Source organism: Cellulomonas xiejunii, from assembly GCF_024508315.1.
Lineage (GTDB): Bacteria > Actinomycetota > Actinomycetes > Actinomycetales > Cellulomonadaceae > Cellulomonas > Cellulomonas xiejunii.
Genome location: NZ_CP101987.1, coordinates 3,303,918 through 3,323,049, shown reverse-complemented (window position 1 = coordinate 3,323,049; position 19,132 = coordinate 3,303,918). Strand labels below are relative to the sequence as shown.

Here is a 19,132-nt window from a genome sequence, read left to right as displayed (position 1 = left end):
TGACTGCGGACGCCGCACGAAGCCGCCGAGGCGGCCCGATACCCTACGGCCGTGACCGACGCCCCCGCCGCAGCGCCCCGTGACCAGCTCGTCGCCCTCGTCCGTGACCTCGCCGTGGTGCACGGCAGGGTCACGCTGTCCTCCGGCAAGGAGGCCGACTACTACGTCGACCTGCGCCGCGTGACGCTCCACCACCGCGCCGCGCCCCTCATCGGGCACCTCATGTTGGACCTGCTCGAGGAGGCCGGGCTGGGCACGGCGGAGATCGACGCCGTCGGCGGCCTGACGCTCGGCGCCGACCCGGTCGCCACGGCGCTGCTGCACGCCGCCGCGTCGCGCGGGCAGGACCTCGACGCGTTCGTGGTGCGCAAGGCGGGCAAGGCGCACGGTCTGCAGCGCCGCATCGAGGGCCCCGACGTCGCCGGGCGACGCGTCGTCGTGGTCGAGGACACGTCGACCACCGGGGGCTCGGCCATCACCGCCGTCGAGGCCGTCCGCGATGCCGGCGGGGAGGTCGTCGCTGTCGCGACGATCGTCGACCGCGGCACCGGCGCGCGCGAGGCCATCGAGGCGCTCGGCGTGACCTACCACCACCTGCTGGACCTGACCGACCTGGGCCTGTCGTGATGTCGACGCCGCCGCCCGGCCCCGCGCGTCCAGGCGCCGAGCCGGGCGGACCGATCCCGCGGAAGCGGCTCCAGGTACCCCGGGCGGTCGTCTACGGCCTCCTGGTCGTCTGGACGGTGGCCATCGGGCACTTCGTGCTGACCCAGATGAGCCTGGACGTCTCGGACCTCGTCGGGGTGGCGTTCTTCGGCGTCATCGGCGTCATCGGCGTCGCGATCGGGAACGCGTGGCAGAAGCGGCGCCACGACAAGCTCGCGACCTGGGCACGCGCCAACGGGTGGGACTACGCGCGGTACGACGCCGCGCTCGAGCGCATCCAGACCGGCGCACCGTTCAGCACCGGGGACTCCCACGCGGCGACGGAGGTGATGCGCCGCGACTGGCAGGGCTGGCCCGCGGTGTCGTTCACGTACCGGTGGACCACCGGCTCGGGCAAGGACCAGAGCACGCACTTCGCGCACGTCGTGGCGCTGCGGCTCCCGGCGGACCTGCCGCGGCTCGACGTGACCCCGGAGGGCGTCGGTGCACGGCTGAGGAAGCTCGCGGGGGGCAAGGACCTGCAGCTCGAGCTCGAGGCGTTCAACCGCGAGTACCGCGTCGTGGCGGCCGACGAGCGCACCGCGCACGCCGTGCTGCACCCCCGGCTCATGGAGCGGCTGCTGCAGCCCCACCTGGTCGGTCGGCCGTGGCGCATCGAGAACACGTGGCTCGTGACGTGGGAGGACGGGCGCACCGACGTCGACCAGATCGCTGCGCGCCTCATGACGCTGACCGCCGTCGCGGACGCCGTGCCGCGGCACGTGTGGCAGGACCACGGCCACGACCCGCTCGCTACGATCAGGCCACACCCCGTCCCCAAGGAGTCCTCGTGACCGGTGGCACCATCGCCCTCGTCGTCCTGATCGCCGTCGTCGTCATCGTCCTGCTGTGGGGTGTCGCCCAGTACAACGGCTTCGTCCGGCTGCGCAACCTCGTGCAGGAGTCGTGGCGCCAGATCGACGTCGAGCTGCACCGCCGGCACGACCTGATCCCGAACCTCGTCGAGACCGTCAAGGGGTACGCGGCCCACGAGCGCAACGTGTTCGACGAGGTCACGCGCGCCCGGGCCGCCGCGGCGGGGCCCGTCGACAGCCCGGCCCAGCAGGCCGTGCAGGAGAACGCCCTGAACTCCGCGCTGGGACGCCTGCTCGCGGTCGCCGAGAACTACCCCGTGCTGCGGGCCAGCGAGAACTTCCAGCAGCTGCAGGCCGAGCTGGCCAACACCGAGGACCGCATCGCCGCGGGCCGGCGGTTCTACAACGCCAACGTCCGCACGCTCAACACCAAGGTCGAGACGTTCCCGGCCAACGTGATCGCGAGCATGTTCGGGTTCACGCGGGCCGAGTACTTCGAGGTCGACGACACGCAGGTCCGTCAGGCGCCGTCCGTCGGCTTCTGAGCGGCCGCGCCGCCCGGTCCCACGCCCGGTCCTCCCACGGGAGGGCCGGGCGTCGCCGTGCCGGGCTCAGTGCGAGAACGTCGCGATGTGCTGCGTCGAGGGTGCGGTGTGACGTCCCGGCGCGAGGAGCGACGGGAGCCGGTGCAGCAAGGGGTCCACGAGGCCGCGACGCGGGTCCAGCACGTGGGCCTGCTCCAGGCGCGAGAGGAGCAGCCCGACCTGGGGCGTCGAGAGGCCCAGCAGCTGCGCCAGCGGCTCGGGCTCCACGAACCGGTCGGTGGTCGCGCACACGGCCGACAGCAGGACGTCGAGCGGGCACCCGTCCTCGCCACGGCACACGTCGACGTGCAGGCCGGCGGCCAGGCTCGCGACGAGCTCGTCGCCGACGTCACCGAGGTCGCGGTGCTCGGCGATCGCGCGCGGCAGCCCGCCGTGCCGCAGGTACTCGGCCCGCAGGTCCTGCGTGCGGCCCGCGGGCTGCGCGAGCAGCAGCTCGGACATGCTCGCGGGCTGCAGGTGCCGCACGGCCAGGGCTCCGGCCGGCACGTCCGCCGTGAGCGCGGCGAGGTCGGCGGGGTCGAGGACCGACGTGGTGGCCAGCACCTGGTCGCCACGACGGCAGGCGTCGGCGAGCATCCGCGGCCAGCCGGCGACCGCGCCGACCTCGTCGACGACCAGCACGCGGTGCCCGTCGCAGGCCGGTGCACCGGTACGGGTGGGGGTGCGCAGCGCGGTCGCCAGGTCCGTCGGGCGGAGGGTCGAGATCGCGCCCGCGTCGTCCACGAGCTGGACCGGGAACAGCACGATGCGACGGGGGTCCGTCGCGGGGTCGGCCACGAGGTGCGCGACGACGTCCTTGACGGCGGTCGTCTTGCCGACGCCGCGCATGCCCACGAGGAGCGTCACGGTGCCAGGGCGCGGCCTGTCGGCGACGGCGGCGAGCCTCGAACGGGCCGCGGCGGTCGCCGGAGCCCACTCGTGACGGGCGCGCGACGCGAGGTCGGCGTCGTCGAGCACCCACGTGGCGCGACGACGGCGCGACCACCAGGGGTTGGCCGCCCGCAGCACCTGGGCGAGCTCGCTGTTGCGCATGCCTTCAGGGTGGTCGCTCCCAGGGCGGCCAGGCCGGGACGAACGGCCCCGTCGGGCCGCTGGACGGGGGCAAATACGCCCTGGTCAGACCATCTCGATGAGGTCCTGCACCGATCCGAGGACGGCCGTGGGCCGGAACGGGAAGCGCTCGACGTCGGCCGCGCGGGTCGAGCCGGTGAGCACGAGGTAGGTGCGCAGGCCCGCCTCGATGCCGGCGACCACGTCGGTGTCCATGCGGTCGCCGACCATGACAGTCGTCTCGGAGTGGGCGTCGATCCGGTTGAGCGCCGAGCGGATCATCATCGGGTTGGGCTTGCCGACGAAGTACGGCTTGCGACCCGTCGCGGCGGAGATCATCGCGGCCACGGCGCCCGTCGCGGGCAGGTCACCCTCGGCGCTGGGGCCGGTGACGTCCGGGTTGGTCGCGATGAAGCGTGCACCGGCCTGGATCAGCCGGATCGCCTGGGTGATCGCCTCGAACGAGTACGTCCGGGTCTCACCGAGCACGACGAAGTCCGGGCGCGCGGCCGTGAGCGTGTACCCGGCCTCGTACAGGGCGGTCGTCAGGCCAGCCTCGCCGATGACGTGGGCGGACCCGCCGGGCATCTGGTCGGTGAGGAACTGCGCGGTCGCCAGCGCCGAGGTCCAGATCGCCTCCTCGGGCACGTCGATGCCCGTCGCGGCGAGGCGCGCGCGCAGGTCGCGCGGCGTGAAGATCGAGTTGTTCGTGAGGATGAGGAACGGGCGACCTGCCGCCTTGAGCGCGTCGACGAAGTCCGCCGCACCCGGCAGGGCCGTGCCCTCGTGGACCAGGACGCCGTCCATGTCGGAGAGCCACGACCGGATCTCGCGGGTCATCGCTGCGTGTGCTCCCCGACCTCGTCGTCGACGGCCGGCGTGCCGGCCTGCCCGGGCACCGGCGGCGTCGCCGCGTTCCCGAAGACCTCGCGCTCGACCGACGCGCGCTCGACCGGCTCGTCGTACTCGGTGTCGCGGCCCTCGACGGTCTCGCCGGCCTGCTCCTTGCGGCGCGCGCGCCACAGCTCGAACGCCACCGGCAGGACCGAGACCCCGACGATGAGGATCAGCAGCGCCTCGATGTTGTTCTTGATGAACGAGAAGTTGCCCAGCCAGTACCCCAGGAGCGTCACGCCGACGCCCCACAGCAGCGCGCCCACGACGTTGTAGGACACGAAGTGCCGGTAGCGCATCTTGCCGACCCCGGCCGCGACCGGGGCGTAGGTGCGCACGAAGGGCACGAAGCGCGCCACGATGATCGTCCGGCCGCCGTACTTGTCGAAGTACTTGTACGTCTGGTCGATGTACTTCTGCTTGAAGAACCGCGAGTCGGGGCGGCTGAAGACCTTGGGCCCGAGCTTGCGCCCGATCGCGTAGGCCACCTGGTCGCCGGCGAACGCCGCCAGGAAGAGCATGCCGCACAGCATCCAGATGTTGAGCTGCAGGGAGTCCTGCGCCACCAGCGCCCCCGCGGTGAACAGCAGCGAGTCGCCGGGCAGGAACGGGAAGAGCAGCCCCGTCTCGATGAACACGACGGCGACGATGCCGATGAGGGCCGCCGTGCCGAACGAGCGGATGAGGTGCTCCGGGTCCATGAAGTCCGGCCCGAGAGCGGGAAGGGGTCCGCCCGCCAGGAGCGGGAGCGACCCGTCCGTCAGGGCGGCCGAGAGCACCGTCGTCGTCAGCATGAGGACCAGGGTACGGCGCACGAGCGCCCCCGGGGACAGTCGGTCGTCCCCGGGGGCGGCCCTCAGCGCAGGTGCCCGCCGCCGTTGAGGTCGAGCACGGCACCCGTCATGAAGCCCGGTTCGCCTGCGAGGTACACCACGGCCGCCGCGACGTCCTGCGGGGTCCCGGCGCGCCCGACGAGCGTGCCGGCGACGGCCGCACGCTGCCCGGCATCGGGCGTGAACCGCTCGTGGAACGGGGTGTCGCCGATGAACCCGGGCGCGACGGAGTTGACCGTGATCCCGCGGGGGCCGAGCTCCTTGGCGAGCGCGCGCGTGAGCCCGTCGACGCCGGCCTTGGCCGCCGCGTAGGCGCTCGCGCCCGCACCGCCGCCGTCCTGGCCGGCGGCCGAGGACACCTGCACGACGCGCCCGCCGTCCGGCATGACGTCGAGCACGGCCTGCGTGACCAGGTAGGTGCTGGTGAGGTTGACGTCCATCACCGCGCGCCAGTGCTCGGGGGTGACCTCGGCGAACGGCACGCGCCCGACGATGCCGCCCGCGTTGTTGACGAGCACGTCGAGGTGGCCGCCGAGCGCCGCGGCGGCGTCGGCGACGACCTCGCGCACCGCGGCGGGGTCGGTCGCGTCGAGCTCGTACGCGACGGCCGTGCGGCCCAGCGCGCGCAGCTCGGCGACGAGGTCGGTGGCGTCGTGCGTGCGGTAGGTCACCGCGACGTCGGCGCCGGCGTGCCCGAGCGCGAGCGCGACCTGCCGGCCGATGCCGGTGCCGCCGCCCGTGACGAGCGCGGTGCGACCCTGCAGGGGACCGGTCACCGGTCGACCCGCGCGCTGCCGCCGCCCGCGAGCTTGAGCACCTCGGCCTTGGTCACCATGGTGGTGTCGCCCGGGGTCGTCATGGCCAGCGCACCGTGCGCGGCGCCGTACTCGACGGCCGTGGCGAGCGGCTGCTCGTCGAGCAGCCCGTAGACCAGGCCGGACGCGAACGAGTCGCCGCCGCCGACGCGGTCGAGGATCTCCAGGCGCTCGCGGTACGTGGCCTGCACGACGCCCGTCTCGCGCGACCACGCGAGCGCGCCCCAGTCGTTGCAGCTCGCGGAGTGCACGGTGCGCAGCGTCGTGCCGATGACCTTGAAGTTCGGGTAGGCGGCTGCGGCCGTCTCGATCATGGCGGCGAACGCGTCGACCTCGATGGCGGAGATGTTCTCGTCGACGCCCTCGACCTCGAACCCGAGGGAGGCCGTGAAGTCCTCCTCGTTGCCGATCATGACGTCCACGTGCTCCGCGATGCGCCGGTTGACCTCCTGCGCCTTCGCCTGCCCGCCGATGGACTTCCACAGCGACGGCCGGTAGTTGAGGTCGTAGGAGACGACGGTGCCGTGGCGCTGGGCGGCGGTCACGGCCTCCACGACGACCTCGGCGGTGGTCTCGCTCAGCGCGGCGTAGATGCCGCCGGTGTGCAGCCAGCGCACCCCGAGGTCCCCGAACAGGTGGTCCCAGTCGACGTCGCCGGGCTTCATCTGCGAGGCCGCCGTCAGCCCACGGTCGGAGACGCCGACGGCGCCGCGGACGCCGAAGCCGCGCTCGGTGAAGTTGAGGCCGTTGCGCACGCCACGCCCGATGCCGTCGTACGGCGCCCACCGGATGAACGACGTGTCGACGCCGCCGGTGAGGATGAAGTCCTCGACGAGGCGGCCGACCTCGTTGTCCGCCAGCGCGGTGACGACGGCCGCGCGCAGGCCGAACGCGCGGCGCAGGCCGCGTGCGACGTTGTACTCGCCGCCGCCCTCCCAGGCGCGGAACTGCCGGGCGGTGCGGATGCGGCCCTCGCCCGGGTCGAGACGCAGCATCACCTCGCCGAGGGAGACGACGTCGTAGCGGCAGTCGGCCGCGGGGCGGATGGACAGGGCGGTCATGGTGGTCCTCGGTCTCGTGGTCGGTGCGGGTGGGGTCAGCGCCGGGTCAGGGCGACGGCCTCGGCGGTGAGGCGCGTGATGCCCGCGAAGTCGCCCGCGCGGACCAGGTCCTTGCTCACCATCCACGAGCCCCCGACGGCGACGACCGACGGCACGGCGAGGTACTCGTGGAGGTTGGCGGCGCTCACGCCGCCGGTCGGGACGAAGCGCACGCCGCCGAACGGCGCCGCGAGGGCCGCGATGGCCTTGGCGCCGCCAGACGTGCCGGCGGGGAAGAACTTCACGGTCGTCAGCCCCAGCTCGAGCGCGGCCTGGATCTCCGTGGCGGTGACGGCACCGGGCAGCGCGAGGATGCCGTGCTCCTGGCAGCGCTCGACGACGGCGCGGCTGAGGCCGGGGGAGACGACGTACGAGGCGCCCGCGGCGACGGCCTGGTCGACCTGGGCCGGGGTCAGCACGGTGCCGGCGCCGACGAGCATGTCGCCGCGCTCGCTCATCGCGCGGATCGAGTCGGCGGCCGCGGCGGTGCGGAACGTGACCTCGGCAACCGGCAGCCCGCCCGCGGCGAGCGCGGCGGCGAGCGGTGCGGCGTCGGCGGCGTCGTCGAGCACCACGACCGGGACGAGCCGGGCGGCGGCGAGCTGGTCCAGGGTGTCCATCGGGGGTTCTCCTCGTGTGCGTTGCGCTAGGCGGAACGAGCGTCCCGTTGTGAGGAACACACTCTCACAACGGGACGCTCCGGCGTCAGCCGGCGTGCCGCTCGTGGTGCAGCGCGGACGGGTCCAGCGCGTGCACCGGCCGGCGGCCCTGGGCGACGTCGATGATCGCCTCCACCGCACTCGTCGCGACCGCGTCGGTGAAGTCCTGCGTCCAGCACAGCGCGTGCGGCGTCACGATGACGTCCGGGTGCGTCGGCAGCGGGTCGTCCGGCGCGGGCGGCTCGGGCTCGAGCACGTCCAGCCCGGCCCCCGCGATCCGGCCCGCGAGCAGCGCGGACCGCAGCGCGTCGTGGTCGACGAGCCCGCCGCGGCCCACGTTGACGAGGTAGGACGTCGGTCGCATCGCCGCCAGGAGGCCCGCGTCGACCAGGTGGTACGACGACGGCGTGAGGGCGGCCGTGAGGACGACGTAGTCCGACTCGGCGGCGAGCCGGTCGAGCGGCACGAGCTGCGCGCCGACGCTCTCGGCGCGCGCCGTGTCGGCGCCCGGGTCGGCGGCCAGCACGCGGACCCCGAGGGGGCGGACGAGCTCGGCCAGCTCGCACCCCACGCCGCCGAGGCCGACGATGCCGACGGTGCGGCCCGCGACGCCCGGCCCCCGGTACAGGCCGCGGTCGCCCCAGCGTCCCTCGGCCGCCGCCTGGTGGTTCTCGGGCAGCCGGTGGGCGAGCGCCAGCAGGAGGGTCAGCGCGGCGAGGGCGAGCGGCCGACGGACGGCGGTCGGGGTGTTGGTCACGACGACGCCCTCGGCCGCCACGCCCGGGACGTCGATGCCGTCGTAGCCCGCGCCGTAGCGCGCGAGGTGGCGCAGGCGGGGAGCCGCGGCCGCGGCGTCCCGCGTCAGTCCGAGGTGGCCCAGGGACAGGACCGCGTCGTACGGGGCCAGCACGTCGGGCGTGAGCTGGTGCTCGACGGACGGCAGGTACTCCCAGGTGAGGCCGGCCGCGGTGAGCCGGTCGAGGCCGAGGTCGCCGAACCGGGACGAGCCGTCGGGCAGGAAGCCGTCGGCGGTGACGCCGACGTGGTACGTGTCGCGCATGAAACCCTCCCTAATCATCTGATGTATCGAGTCCAACATAGCCGTCCCGCCGGGCGTGTGATGCGGAACGGCGCACGCTAGGCGCTCCAAAGGTCTGATGAATCGAGTACGGTGTCCTCACCCCCACTGAGAGGAAGCCTCGTGAAGATCACCGCCGTCGACGTCGAGGACGTCCGGTTCCCCACCTCGCTCACCGCCGACGGCTCCGACGCCATGAACAAGGACGGCGACTACTCCGCCGCCTACGTCGTCCTGCGCACCGACGGCACCGACGCCGACGGAGCGCCGCTCGCCGGCTACGGCCTGACGTTCACGACCGGTCGTGGCAACGACATCGTCGGCATCGCGGCGCGCCAGCAGGCGGCGCTGCTCGTCGGCCGGGACGTCGAGGAGATGGTGGCCGACATGGGCGGCGTCTACCGCGACCTCACCGCTGATGCCCAGATGCGTTGGCTCGGCCCTGAGAAGGGCGTCGTGCACCTGTCGCTGTCGGCCGTCATGAACGCCGCGTGGGACCTCGCCGGTCGCGTGGCCGGCAAGCCGGTGTGGCGGCTGCTCGCCGACATGACTCCCGAGCAGCTCGTCGACGTCGCCGACCTGCGCTACCTCTCCGACGCACTGACGCGCGACGAGGCGATCGCGCTCCTGCGCGCCCAGGAGGGCGGCAAGGCCGAGCGCATCGCCGAGCTCGAGCGCACCGGGTACCCCTGCTACACGACGTCCGCGGGCTGGCTCGGGTACAGCGACGAGAAGCTGCGCCGGCTCTGCCAGGAGGCGGTCGACGAGGGCTACCAGCACATCAAGCTCAAGGTCGGCGCCGACCTCGAGGAGGACGTGCGCCGCTGCGGCATCGCGCGCGACGTCATCGGGCCCGACCGTGCGCTCATGATCGACGCCAACCAGGTGTGGGACGTCGACCAGGCGATCGAGTGGACCAACGCCCTGGCGCGGTTCGACCTGCTGTGGATCGAGGAGCCGACGAGCCCCGACGACGTGCTCGGGCACGCCGCGATCCGCCGCGGCGTCGCACCCGTGGGCGTCGCGACGGGCGAGCACGGCCACAACCGCGTGATGTTCAAGCAGTTCATGCAGGCCGGTGCCATGGACTACTGCCAGCTCGACGCCGGGCGCCTCGCGAGCCTCAACGAGATCGTCGCGGTCCTGCTGCTCGCCGCGAAGTTCGGCGTCAAGGTCTGCCCGCACGGCGGCGGCGTCGGCCTGTGCGAGATGGTCCAGCACATCTCGATGCTCGACTTCGTCGCGGTCTCGGGGTCGCGCGAGGGCCGCGTCACCGAGTACGTCGACCACCTGCACGAGCACTTCACCGACCCCTGCGTCGTGCGCGAGGCCGCCTACGTCCTGCCGAGCCGGCCGGGGTACTCGACGCAGATGCACGAGGCGTCGGTCGCCGAGTTCCGCTTCCCCGACGGCGCGTACTGGGCCGGACGGCTCGCGTCGGCGTGAGCGACCCGACCAGGACGGCGGGGGTGGCGGTGGCCGCCCCCGCCGTTCGGCATACTCCAGGCATGTCACGCACGGACCGGGTCGTCGACGGCGTCACCGCGATGATCCTCGACGGCCGCCTCGGGCCGGGGCAGCGGCTGCCCGTGGAGAAGGACCTCGCGGACGCGCTCGGCGTGTCCCGCGGGTCGTTGCGCGAGGGCATCCGGGCGCTGGCCGTGCTCGGGGTCGTCGAGACCCGGCAGGGCGACGGCACGTACGTCACGGCGCTCGACCCCGGCAGCCTGGTGGCACCGCTCGGGCTCGTCGTCGAGCTGCAGGCCGCCGGGCACGCGCTGCACGTGCACACCGTGCGCCGGCTGCTCGAGACGGAGGTCGCGGGCCTCGCCGCGGCCGGTGCGCGGGCACCGGGAGCCGACCTCACGGCGGCGCGCGACGCGCTCGCGCAGGGCGCGGCGGTGCTGGCGCGGGCCGGGTCGCGGGAGCCCGCCGCGTCAGGTGACGCGGAGTCCGGCGACGGGCTCTGCGACCACGAGGCCCTCCTCGCCGCCGACCTCGCGTTCCACCGCGCCCTCGGGGCGCTCGCCGGCAACCCCGTGCTCGCGGCGCTCACCGACGCCATGGGCGGGCGCACGGCCCGGCACCGGCTGTCGCGCGGCGTCAGCGAGGCCGGTGCCGAGGCGCGGACGCAGCGCGAGCACGAGGCGATCCTCGACGCGGTCGCGGCCGGGGACGTCGACCGCGCCCGCGTCCGGATGGCGGCCCACCTGCTCGCGGTCGAGGACTTCCTGCGTACCGACGCGGGCTGAGGCGGGCCGCCGGTCGCGCTCAGCGCGCGAGCCACCCGCCGTCCACCGCGAGCACCTGGCCGTGCACGTACGCGGCCGCGGGGGACGCGAGGAACACGACGACGTTGCCGATGTCCTCGGGACGGCCCCAGCGCCCGGCGGGGATGCGCACCGAGAGCTGCTCGAGGCGCACGGGGTCGGCCAGCAGGGCCGCGTTCATGTCGGTGTCCATGTAGCCCGGCGCCACCGCGTTGACGTTGACGCCCTTGGCCGACCACTCGTTGCACAGCGCCTTGGTGAGCTGCGCGACCGCGCCCTTGCTCGCCGCGTACGCCGGCACCGTCAGCCCGCCCTGGAACGACAGCAGCGACGCGAGGTTGACGATCTTGCCGTCACCGCGCTCGAGCATCGGCCGCCCGAAGAGCTGGCAGAGCTGGAACACCGAGCGGAGGTTGACGTCGATGACGCGGTCCCACGCCTCGAGGGGGAAGTCGACGGCGGGGTAGCGGTCCTGCGTGCCGGCGTTGTTGACGAGGATGTCGACGCGGTGCTCGGCGAGCACGCGCTCCGCCGTGGCGGCGATCGCGTCGCCGTCGCCCAGGTCCAGCGGCTCGAACGCGAGCGTGCGCCCGAGCGCCGCCGCCTGGTCCGCCAGGTCGGACGGCACCGGGTTGCGCGCGAGCACGACGACGTCCGCGCCGGCCTCCAGCAGGGCCTGCGTGATGCCGCGGCCCAGGCCGCGGCCGCCGCCGGTGACGACGGCCGTGCGGCCCGTCAGGTCGAAGGGGGTGGTCATGCGTCTGCCTTCCCGTGCAGGGGGGTGAGGAGGACCTTGAGGCAGTCCTGGCCGGACGTCGCGGCCGCGAAGGCGGCGTCCACGTCGGCCAGGTCGAAGGCCCGGGTGGGGAACGCGGCCAGGCCGAGCTCGTCGGACGCGAGCAGCTCGATCGCGCGCCGGACGTCGGCGGACGTGTAGACCCGCACGCCGACCATCGACTGCTCCTTGAAGCACACGGCCTGCAGGTCCAGCGGCGTGGGCTGCTTGTAGACGCCCACGATGACGATCCGGCCGAGCACGCGGGTCGCGGCGGCGAGATCGGCTGCGACGGTCGGGTGCGCGGCGGAGTCGAACGTCGTGTCGGCGCCCTCGCCGTCGGTGAGCGGCGCGAGCACCTCGGACATGGTCGAGCCCTCGGGGACGACCGTGAGGCCCAGCTCCGCGGCGACCTGACGACGCCACGGGCTGGGCTCGGTGACCACCACGGTCCCGGCCCCGGCGTGCCGCGCCACGAGCGCGGTCAGCACCCCGATGGGCCCGGCGCCGTAGACGGCGACCGTGTCACCCTGCTCCATGCCGGACAGGTCGAGCGCGTGCACCGCGACGGCCAGCGGCTCGACGAGCGCCGCGAGGCGCGGGTCGACGCCCGCGGGCACCTCGTGCAGCACCTCGGGGGGCAGCGCGACGTACTCGGCCATGCCGCCGGGGGCGTCGATGCCGTACAGGCCGAGGCGGCGACACACGTGCCCGTGCCCGTCGCGGCAGGCCTTGCACTCGCCGCACGAGATGAGGGGCTCGGCGATGACGAGCGCGCCCTCCCGCGGACCCGTCGCACCGGCCTGCTCGACCCAGCCCGACAGCTCGTGCCCGGGGATCAGCGGGGCCTGCGCCCGCGGGTGCTTGCCGTGGAGGATCGACAGGTCGGTGCCGCAGATGCCGTTGTAGGCGACGCGGACCAGGGCCCAGCCGTCGGGGACCTGCGGCAGGGGGACCTGCTGGACGGCGATCTCGTCCGGGCCGGTCCACACCGCCGCGCGCATGGTGCTCATCGTTCAGGCTCCTGTCCGGGCCGCCGCGCCCACGGGCGCGCAGTCCTGGTTGCGGCCCGGGGCGCCGAGCACCTCGGGGTTGACGACGTTGCGCGGCGCCCGGCCCGCGCAGACCTCGACGACGTTGGCGACCGTGCGTCGCTTCAGCTCGTCGTAGGACTCCTCGCTGTACCAGGCGAGGTGCGGCGTCAGCACCACGGAGTCGAGGTCCATGAGCGGGTGGTCGACCGGCAGGGGCTCGGTCTCGTGCACGTCGATCGCGGCCGCGCGGATGCTGCCGGTGCGCAGCGCCTCGACGAGCGCGGCGGTGTCGACGACCCCGCCGCGGCTCGTGTTCACGAGGATCGCGTCGGTGCGCATGCGGGCGAGCTGGGCGGCGCCGATCATGCCGCGCGTGCTCTCGTCCAGCGGCGTGTGCAGGGAGACCACCTGCGCGCGCTCGAGCAGCTCGTCGAGGCCCACGGACGGGAAGCCGCGGTGCTCGGCGGCGTCGGGGTCGGCCGCGACGTCGTACCCGATGACCTCGTAGCCCAGGCCGGCGGCCTTGCGCGCGGTCGCGGTGCCGATCAGGCCCATGCCGACGACCCCGAACACCCGACCCCGCGTCTGGTACGCGGGCCGGATGGCGGCGAGGTCGAACGAGCCGGCCCGCATGCCGCGGTCGAGCCGCGGGATGCCCCGGGCTGCCGCGAGCGTCATGCCGATCGCGTGGTCGGACACGGCCTCGGTGCCGTAGTCGGGGACGTTGCACACGGCGATGCCGCGCGCGGTCGCGGCGGCGACGTCGACAGAGTCGATGCCGACGCCGTAGCGGCCGATCGCCCGCAGGCTCGGCAGCGCGTCCATGATCTCGGCGGTGATCGACGCGTACTGCACGAGGACCGCGTCGGCGCCGGCGGCGTTGGCGACCAGGGCCTCGGGCGTGAACGACTGCGTGACGACGAGCTCGGCCCCCGCGGCCGCGACGATCTCGCGCTCGGCGTCGAAGGAGTCGTGGTCGCACTCGGTGACGACGATCCTCATCGCGCGAGCCAGCCGCCGTCGACGGGCAGCACGGCGCCGTGCACGTAGTCCGCGGCGCGCGAGGACAGGTACAGCACGGCTCCGGCGATGTCCTGGGGGGTGGCCCAGCGGCCCGCGGGGATGCGGTCGAGGATCGCCTGGCTGCGGGCGGCGTCCTGGCGCAGGTCGTGCGTGTTGGCGGTGGCGACGTACCCCGGGGCGACGGCGTTGACGTTGACGCCCGCACCGGCCCACTCGTTCGCGAACGCCTTGGTCAGGCCCGCGATGGCGGACTTCGACGCCGTGTAGCCGGGGACGTTGATGCCGCCCTGGAAGCTCAGCATCGAGGCGGTGTTGACGATCTTGCCGTGCCCGCGATCGAGCATGCGGCGCCCGACCTCGCGCGAGAGCACGAACGCGGTGCGCATGTTGACGTCCAGGACGTGGTCGAAGTCCTCGTCCGAGTGCTGCGCGGCGGGCGTGCGGCGGATCGTGCCGCCGTTGTTCACGAGGATGTCTACGTCCCGCGCACCGAGGTCCGCGGCGAGCGCCGCGACCTGCGCGCGGTCCGAGAAGTCGGACCGCAGCGGCGTGAAGGCCCGTCCCGTGGCCTCGACCGCGCGGCGCACCTCGCTGTCGCCGTCCTCCATGTCGTAGCTGACGCCGATGACGTCTGCCCCGGCCGAGGCGAGGGTCTGCGCGATCGCCAGGCCGATGCCCTGGCTCGCACCGGTGACCACGGCCAGGCGGCCCTCGAGGGTGAACAGGCTCGCCGTGTACTCGGCCGGGTTCGTCGTCATGACGTGCTCTCTTCCTTCGGTGGTGCGCCTCAGGGCGTGTGGCCCAGGGCGGTGGATATCAGGCCGGCGGTCTCGACGACGGCCGGCGCGTGGGCCTCGAGCTGCTCGGGCGAGCACTCGACGGCCAGGGTGGAGATGCTGACGCCGTACGTGACGGTGCCGGTGTGGTCGTACACGGGGGCGGCGACGCAGACGATCCCGGGGACGTTCTCCTCCAGGTCGAACGCGTACCCGCGCTCCCGGACGCGCGCCAGCTCGGCCTGCAGGTCGCTGAGCTGCGTGATCGTGCGCTCGGTGCGCCGCAGCAGGCCCGAGCGGGCGACGAAGCGCTGGATCTCCTCGTCGCCGCGCGCGGCGAGCACGACCTTCCCGATCCCCGACGAGTGCATGGGGATCGCGTGCCCCACGCGCGACGGCATCTGGTACGGCTTGTCGGAGTCCATGCGGACGAGGTAGACGATCTCGTCGCCGTTGGCGACGCCGACGTGGGCGGTGCAGTGGACCCGGTCGACCAGCTCACCGACGAACGGCTGCGCGATCGCCGAGATGTCGAGCCGCTGCAGCGCCTGCCCCGCCAGGGACAGGATCTGCGGGCCGGGCTGGTAGAGCCCGTCCGACGTCACGACGATGAAGCCCCGGTCGACGAGCGTGGCGAGGACCCGGTGGGTCGTGGCCTTCGCCAGGCCCGTCGCCTCCACGACGTCGGTGAACCGCGAGTGGCGCAGCGCCGCCTCGAGCACGAGCAGCGTCTTCTCGCTCGCGCTCGTCTTCGCGCCCTCGACGTCGTGCTCGGGGGGCGTGGGCTGGGTCTGGGCCATGGGGCTCACCTCTCGTCGCGGGTCAGGACCGTCAACGCATGTCGGTGATGGGGAAGCCGTCCATGTCGTCGAACGACTGATTCTCGCCCGCCATGGCCCACACGAAGCTGTAGCTCGCGGTGCCGACACCCGAGTGGACGGACCAGCTGGGGGAGATGATCGCCTCCTCGTTGCCGACGACCAGGTGCCGCGTCTCGTCGGGGCGTCCGAGCAGGTGGACGACGCGCGCGTCGTCGGGCAGGTCGAAGTAGAGGTACGCCTCCATGCGGCGGTCGTGCGTGTGCGCCGGCATGGTGTTCCACATGCTGCCGGGGTGCAGCGTCGTCACGCCCATGACGACCTGGCACGAGCGCACGCCGTTCTCGTGGATGTACTGGTTGAGCGTGCGGCGGTTGGACGTCAGCGCGTCGCCGAGCTCGCGGACCGTGCCCTTGCCGGCCTCGACGAGCGTCGTCGGGTAGGCGGTGTGGGCGGGGGCGGAGACGACGTAGAAGCGCGCGGGGGTCGCCGCGTCGACGGACGCGAACGTCACGTCACGCGCGCCGCGCCCGAGGTAGAGGCACGAGCCGTGCGCGAGGTCGTACGTCGTGCCGTCGACCGTGACGGTCCCGCTGCCGCCGACGTTGACGACGCCCGCCTCGCGGTGCTCGAGGAAGTACTCGGAGCGGATCTCGGGGAACGTCGGCAGGGCGACCGGCCCGGTGACCGGCTTGGCGCCCAGCAGGACGACGCGGTCGTGGTGGGTGTACACCGCGTTCGCCTCGTCGTCGACGAAGAGGCCGGGCACGAGGTAACGGCGGCGGAGCTCGGCGGTGTCCATGCCGGGGACCTGCTCGGGGCTGGTCGCGTAGCGCTGTTCCATGAGGGACCTTCCTGGGGTGGGGCGTGCGGCGGCGCGGCGTGCGGCCGCCTGCCCGGGACGCTGCGCGACCTGCGCCGCGCAGCGTCCGGGCGGGGTGGTGGTCAGGGCGTGACGAGGCCGAGCTGCGTGGGCAGCCACATCGACAGCGCCGGCGTGAAGATGACCATGATCAGGACGAGGATCAGGGCGCCGAAGAAGGGCAGCAGGCGCCGGATCACGGCTTCGATCGAGATGTCGGCGACCTTGGCGCCGACGAAGAGGATCGGCCCGACCGGTGGCGTGATGGTCCCGATGGACAGGTTGAAGACCATCATGATGCCGAAGTGGACGGGGTGGATCCCCATGGCCGTGACGATCGGCAGGAAGATCGGCGCGAAGATCAGCACCGCGGGCGTCGGGTCCATGAAGCACCCGAGGATCAGCAGGATCACCGCGATGAGCAGCAGGATGACCACCGGGTTGGTGCTGACGGAGAAGATCGCCTCGGACGCCATCTGCGGGATCTGGGCGAACGCCATGACGAAGCCCATGATCGAGCTGACCCCGACGAGGAACATGACGACGGCCGTGGTGCGGGCGGCGTCCATGAGCATCGTGGGGATCTGGCGCGTCTTGATGGTCCGGTAGAAGAACGACAGGACGAGCGAGTAGACGACCGCGATGACCGAGCCCTCGGTCGGCGTGAACATCCCGGCGAGGATGCCGCCGATCACGATGACGATGAGCAGCAGGGCCGGCACGGCGGCGAGGATCGTCTTGGCGCCTTCGCGGAAGCCGATCCGCTCGGTCATCTTGAGCTCGGGCCGCTTGCGGGCGTACAGGTAGACGATGATCATGCAGGCCGCGGCCCACATGGCGCCGGGGATGTAGCCCGCGACGAACAGCGCGGCGACCGAGGCGCTCGAGACGAGCGAGTACACGATCATCAGGTTGCTCGGCGGGATGATCATGCCCGAGGGCGCCGAGGCGATGTTGACGGCCGCTGCGAAGGACTTGTCGTAGCCCTCGCGCTTCTGGATCGGGCCGATGGTGGAGCCGATCGCGGCGGCTGCCGCGACGCCCGAGCCGGACACCGCGCCGAACAGCGCGTTGGCGGCGACGTTGGTCTGGGCCAGCGAGCCGGGCATGCGCCCGACCATCACCTTGGCGGCGTTGACGAGCCGTAGCGCGATCCCGCCTTGGTTCATGATCACGCCGGCGAGCACGAAGAACGGGATCGCCAGCAGGGGGAACGAGTTGATGCCGCGGAAGACCTGCTGGGCGGCAGTGAGCACACCGTTCTCGACACCGAGTGCGGTGACGATCGCGGCGAGCGACGACAAGCCGACCGCGATGCTGATGGGTGCTCCGAGGAGCAGGAAGACGACGATGCCGGCGAGCAGGATGAGTGCTGCGAGCGCTGCGGGGTCCATGGGTCAGGCCTCCTTCACAGGACGTCAGGCTCGGCGTCCTCGACGGCGCGCTCGGCGCCGGTGAGGATCCTGACCAGGTGGTAGACGGTGTAGAGGGCGATGAGCACCCCGGAGATCGGCAGCGCCAGGTACAGCGGGCCGACGTTCACCGGCAGGCCGGTGAGGTTCTGGTCCCACGCCAGGTCGACGACCCGCAGCCCGCCCCAGATCAGGACGAGGGCGGTGAAGACGAGGATCGCGAGCTGGACGAGGACGGCAACGGCGACCTGGACCTTGGCCGGGAGTCTCTTCACGGCGAAGTCGACCGCGATGTGGCCGCGCTCGCCGAAGACGAGCGCCGACGCGAAGAGGCCCAGCCAGATGAACAGGTACTTGGCGAGCTCCTCGGACCACGTGCTGGGCTGGTCGAGGACCTGTCGGGTGAAGACCTGCCACGTGACGTCGACGACGAGCACGGCGAACAACACCACGCACGCCCACGTCAGCAGCTGGTCGAGGAGCAACTTTGCTCTGGTCATGAGTCGAGCCTCTTCGCGTCGGTCGCCGGTCACTTGGCCGCGGCGCGGACCTGGTCGTAGATCGTCTTGGTGACGTCGTTCGTCAGCTTCTTCTCCGTCAGCGGAGCGATCGCTGCGTTGAACGCGTCGGTGTCGACCTCGTTGAACTTCGCGCCGGCGGCCTCGGCTGCCTTGATGCCCTCGACGACCTGCTCCTTCCAGAGCTTGGCCTCCTCGACGCGCGCCTCGGCGAGGAGCTCGGTGAAGATCTCCTGGTGCTCGGGCGTCATGGCGTCGAAGACGTCAGGGCTGATGATCAGGTAGTCGGGGAACATGAGGTGGCGCGTGTAGCTGTAGTACGGCGCGACCTCGGCGTGCTTGAGGTTCGCGTAGATGAGCTCGTTGTTCTCGCCGCCCTCGATGACGCCGGACTGGATGGCCGTGTAGACCTCGCCCTGGCCCATCGGGGTGCCCGTGCCGCCCATCAGCGACATCATCTCGATGTTGGTGTCGGACTCGATGACGCGGATCTTCATGCCCTCGAGGTCGGCCGGCGTGTAGATCGGCTTCTCGGCGTTGTAGACCGACCGGACGCCGCCGTGGAACGCGCTGACGACCTTGATGCCCTCGTCCTCGAGGGAGGAGTACAGGTCGCCCACGATCTCCGGGTCGTTCGTGGTCGCGCTCTGGTGCTCCGGGGAGTCGAAGACGAACGGCAGGTTGAAGACCACGAAGTCCGGGTTGAAGTTCTCGAGCAGCGAGCCGCCGACGTAGGCCATCTCGATCGTGCCGGCCTGGACCAGCTCGATGGTCTCGCGCTGCGCGCCGAGCGTCTCGTTCGGGAACACCTCGATGTCGTACGCGCCGTCGGTCGCCTCGAACAGCTTGTCGCCGAGCTCGTCGAGCACGATGTACTGGGGGTGGTTCTCGGGCTGGTTGAACGCGGCCTTCATGACCAGCGTGTCCACGTTCGGCTTTGCCGCGTCACCCTCGGCCGTCGCGCTGGGGGTGTCCTTCGCGGCGGGTGACGTGCCCGCGCTGCACGCCGTGAGCGCCAGCACGGAGGCGCCGATGAGCGCGGTGATCGTCGCGGCCTTGTTTCGCCTCATGGGGGGTGTACTCCTCTGTC

At 72.6% G+C, this 19,132-nt stretch carries 21 protein-coding genes; 5 read left to right on the top strand and 16 right to left on the bottom strand.

Annotation, left to right across the window (positions count from 1 at the left end):
* Positions 1 to 51 precede the first annotated feature (51 nt).
* The 3 genes from pyrE to NP048_RS15310 are packed head-to-tail and all read left to right on the top strand — an operon-like array spanning position 52 to position 2,065.
* Positions 52 to 627, top strand: coding sequence for an orotate phosphoribosyltransferase (gene pyrE / locus NP048_RS15320; RefSeq protein ID WP_227576484.1), 576 nt, complete (start codon positions 52 to 54; stop codon positions 625 to 627).
* Complete coding sequence (locus NP048_RS15315; protein ID WP_227576483.1) at positions 627 to 1,499, top strand: DUF3137 domain-containing protein; 873 nt, start codon at positions 627 to 629, stop codon at positions 1,497 to 1,499. The genes pyrE and NP048_RS15315 overlap by 1 nt, the downstream gene beginning before the upstream one ends.
* Complete coding sequence (locus NP048_RS15310; protein ID WP_227576482.1) at positions 1,496 to 2,065, top strand: LemA family protein; 570 nt, start codon at positions 1,496 to 1,498, stop codon at positions 2,063 to 2,065. Before NP048_RS15315 ends, NP048_RS15310 begins: the two co-directional genes overlap by 4 nt.
* A gap of 66 nt (positions 2,066 to 2,131) precedes the next feature.
* Here the strand turns inward: NP048_RS15310 and NP048_RS15305 are convergent, their stop codons facing one another.
* From NP048_RS15305 to NP048_RS15275, 7 genes are all read right to left on the bottom strand, one after another.
* Complete coding sequence (locus tag NP048_RS15305; protein WP_227576481.1) at positions 2,132 to 3,157, bottom strand: AAA family ATPase; 1,026 nt, start codon at positions 3,155 to 3,157, stop codon at positions 2,132 to 2,134.
* An 84-nt stretch (positions 3,158 to 3,241) separates the two neighbouring features.
* Positions 3,242 to 4,015 carry an HAD-IIA family hydrolase gene (locus NP048_RS15300; RefSeq protein ID WP_227576480.1) on the bottom strand — a complete coding sequence of 258 codons (774 nt, stop codon included), beginning with the start codon at positions 4,013 to 4,015 and terminating at the stop codon, positions 3,242 to 3,244.
* Complete coding sequence (locus NP048_RS15295) at positions 4,012 to 4,863, bottom strand: VTT domain-containing protein (protein ID WP_227576479.1); 852 nt, start codon at positions 4,861 to 4,863, stop codon at positions 4,012 to 4,014. The genes NP048_RS15300 and NP048_RS15295 overlap by 4 nt, the downstream gene beginning before the upstream one ends.
* Before the next feature lie 62 nt (positions 4,864 to 4,925).
* Positions 4,926 to 5,678 carry an SDR family NAD(P)-dependent oxidoreductase gene (locus NP048_RS15290; protein WP_227576478.1) on the bottom strand — a complete coding sequence of 251 codons (753 nt, stop codon included), beginning with the start codon at positions 5,676 to 5,678 and terminating at the stop codon, positions 4,926 to 4,928.
* Entirely contained in the window at positions 5,675 to 6,778 is a 1,104-nt protein-coding gene (locus NP048_RS15285) for a sugar kinase (protein ID WP_227576477.1), read from the bottom strand. The genes NP048_RS15290 and NP048_RS15285 overlap by 4 nt, the downstream gene beginning before the upstream one ends.
* A 35-nt stretch (positions 6,779 to 6,813) precedes the next feature.
* Positions 6,814 to 7,437: a bifunctional 4-hydroxy-2-oxoglutarate aldolase/2-dehydro-3-deoxy-phosphogluconate aldolase gene (gene eda, locus NP048_RS15280; RefSeq protein WP_227576476.1), complete on the bottom strand. Its 624-nt coding sequence runs from the start codon at positions 7,435 to 7,437 to the stop codon at positions 6,814 to 6,816.
* Between the two features lie 85 nt (positions 7,438 to 7,522).
* Complete coding sequence (locus NP048_RS15275; RefSeq protein ID WP_227576475.1) at positions 7,523 to 8,536, bottom strand: NAD(P)-dependent oxidoreductase; 1,014 nt, start codon at positions 8,534 to 8,536, stop codon at positions 7,523 to 7,525.
* Positions 8,537 to 8,677: 141 nt separating this feature from the next.
* On the opposite strand from NP048_RS15275, the gene NP048_RS15270 reads away from it, so the two are divergent.
* Positions 8,678 to 10,000, top strand: a complete 1,323-nt coding sequence (locus NP048_RS15270; RefSeq protein ID WP_227576474.1) for an L-fuconate dehydratase — start codon at positions 8,678 to 8,680, stop codon at positions 9,998 to 10,000.
* A 62-nt stretch (positions 10,001 to 10,062) separates the two neighbouring features.
* On the top strand, positions 10,063 to 10,806 hold the full coding sequence (locus tag NP048_RS15265) for a FadR/GntR family transcriptional regulator (RefSeq protein ID WP_227576473.1): 744 nt from the start codon (positions 10,063 to 10,065) through the stop codon (positions 10,804 to 10,806).
* Positions 10,807 to 10,825: 19 nt separating this feature from the next.
* Here the strand turns inward: NP048_RS15265 and NP048_RS15260 are convergent, their stop codons facing one another.
* The 9 genes from NP048_RS15260 to NP048_RS15220 form a co-directional block, all read right to left on the bottom strand.
* Positions 10,826 to 11,581 (bottom strand): SDR family oxidoreductase, encoded by a 756-nt coding sequence (locus NP048_RS15260; protein WP_227576472.1) that lies wholly within the window; start codon positions 11,579 to 11,581, stop codon positions 10,826 to 10,828.
* Entirely contained in the window at positions 11,578 to 12,612 is a 1,035-nt protein-coding gene (locus tag NP048_RS15255) for a zinc-dependent alcohol dehydrogenase (protein ID WP_227576471.1), read from the bottom strand. The genes NP048_RS15260 and NP048_RS15255 overlap by 4 nt, the downstream gene beginning before the upstream one ends.
* A gap of 3 nt (positions 12,613 to 12,615) precedes the next feature.
* Entirely contained in the window at positions 12,616 to 13,635 is a 1,020-nt protein-coding gene (locus NP048_RS15250) for a C-terminal binding protein (RefSeq protein ID WP_227576470.1), read from the bottom strand.
* Entirely contained in the window at positions 13,632 to 14,414 is a 783-nt protein-coding gene (locus NP048_RS15245; protein ID WP_227576469.1) for an SDR family oxidoreductase, read from the bottom strand. Before NP048_RS15245 ends, NP048_RS15250 begins: the two co-directional genes overlap by 4 nt.
* A 29-nt stretch (positions 14,415 to 14,443) precedes the next feature.
* On the bottom strand, positions 14,444 to 15,232 hold the full coding sequence (locus NP048_RS15240) for an IclR family transcriptional regulator (RefSeq protein ID WP_227576468.1): 789 nt from the start codon (positions 15,230 to 15,232) through the stop codon (positions 14,444 to 14,446).
* A gap of 31 nt (positions 15,233 to 15,263) precedes the next feature.
* Positions 15,264 to 16,094: a 5-dehydro-4-deoxy-D-glucuronate isomerase gene (gene kduI / locus NP048_RS15235; protein ID WP_227576467.1), complete on the bottom strand. Its 831-nt coding sequence runs from the start codon at positions 16,092 to 16,094 to the stop codon at positions 15,264 to 15,266.
* Positions 16,095 to 16,195: 101 nt separating this feature from the next.
* The gene (locus NP048_RS15230) at positions 16,196 to 17,506 is read right to left on the bottom strand and encodes a TRAP transporter large permease (protein ID WP_227576466.1); all 1,311 of its coding nucleotides are present in this window, start codon (positions 17,504 to 17,506) and stop codon (positions 16,196 to 16,198) included.
* A 14-nt stretch (positions 17,507 to 17,520) separates the two neighbouring features.
* Entirely contained in the window at positions 17,521 to 18,024 is a 504-nt protein-coding gene (locus NP048_RS15225; RefSeq protein WP_227576465.1) for a TRAP transporter small permease, read from the bottom strand.
* 29 nt (positions 18,025 to 18,053) lie between these two features.
* Positions 18,054 to 19,112 carry a TRAP transporter substrate-binding protein gene (locus tag NP048_RS15220; RefSeq protein ID WP_227576464.1) on the bottom strand — a complete coding sequence of 353 codons (1,059 nt, stop codon included), beginning with the start codon at positions 19,110 to 19,112 and terminating at the stop codon, positions 18,054 to 18,056.
* Positions 19,113 to 19,132: the final 20 nt, after the last annotated feature.

Bases quoted from the DNA above. Each gene is read 5' to 3' on its own strand.
- NP048_RS15230 (WP_227576466.1), bottom strand. From the start codon at position 17,506: ATGGACCCCGCAGCGCTCGCAGCACTCATCCTGCTCGCCGGCATCGTC.
- NP048_RS15265 (WP_227576473.1), top strand. From the start codon at position 10,063: ATGTCACGCACGGACCGGGTCGTCGACGGCGTCACCGCGATGATCCTC.
- NP048_RS15285 (WP_227576477.1), bottom strand. From the start codon at position 6,778: ATGACCGCCCTGTCCATCCGCCCCGCGGCCGACTGCCGCTACGACGTC.
- NP048_RS15315 (WP_227576483.1), top strand. From the start codon at position 627: ATGTCGACGCCGCCGCCCGGCCCCGCGCGTCCAGGCGCCGAGCCGGGC.
- NP048_RS15305 (WP_227576481.1), bottom strand. From the start codon at position 3,157: ATGCGCAACAGCGAGCTCGCCCAGGTGCTGCGGGCGGCCAACCCCTGG.
- NP048_RS15260 (WP_227576472.1), bottom strand. From the start codon at position 11,581: ATGACCACCCCCTTCGACCTGACGGGCCGCACGGCCGTCGTCACCGGC.
- NP048_RS15300 (WP_227576480.1), bottom strand. From the start codon at position 4,015: ATGACCCGCGAGATCCGGTCGTGGCTCTCCGACATGGACGGCGTCCTG.
- NP048_RS15255 (WP_227576471.1), bottom strand. From the start codon at position 12,612: ATGAGCACCATGCGCGCGGCGGTGTGGACCGGCCCGGACGAGATCGCC.
- eda (WP_227576476.1), bottom strand. From the start codon at position 7,437: ATGGACACCCTGGACCAGCTCGCCGCCGCCCGGCTCGTCCCGGTCGTG.
- NP048_RS15295 (WP_227576479.1), bottom strand. From the start codon at position 4,863: ATGCTGACGACGACGGTGCTCTCGGCCGCCCTGACGGACGGGTCGCTC.
- kduI (WP_227576467.1), bottom strand. From the start codon at position 16,094: ATGGAACAGCGCTACGCGACCAGCCCCGAGCAGGTCCCCGGCATGGAC.
- NP048_RS15250 (WP_227576470.1), bottom strand. From the start codon at position 13,635: ATGAGGATCGTCGTCACCGAGTGCGACCACGACTCCTTCGACGCCGAG.
- NP048_RS15240 (WP_227576468.1), bottom strand. From the start codon at position 15,232: ATGGCCCAGACCCAGCCCACGCCCCCCGAGCACGACGTCGAGGGCGCG.
- NP048_RS15245 (WP_227576469.1), bottom strand. From the start codon at position 14,414: ATGACGACGAACCCGGCCGAGTACACGGCGAGCCTGTTCACCCTCGAG.
- NP048_RS15220 (WP_227576464.1), bottom strand. From the start codon at position 19,112: ATGAGGCGAAACAAGGCCGCGACGATCACCGCGCTCATCGGCGCCTCC.
- NP048_RS15275 (WP_227576475.1), bottom strand. From the start codon at position 8,536: ATGCGCGACACGTACCACGTCGGCGTCACCGCCGACGGCTTCCTGCCC.
- NP048_RS15225 (WP_227576465.1), bottom strand. From the start codon at position 18,024: ATGACCAGAGCAAAGTTGCTCCTCGACCAGCTGCTGACGTGGGCGTGC.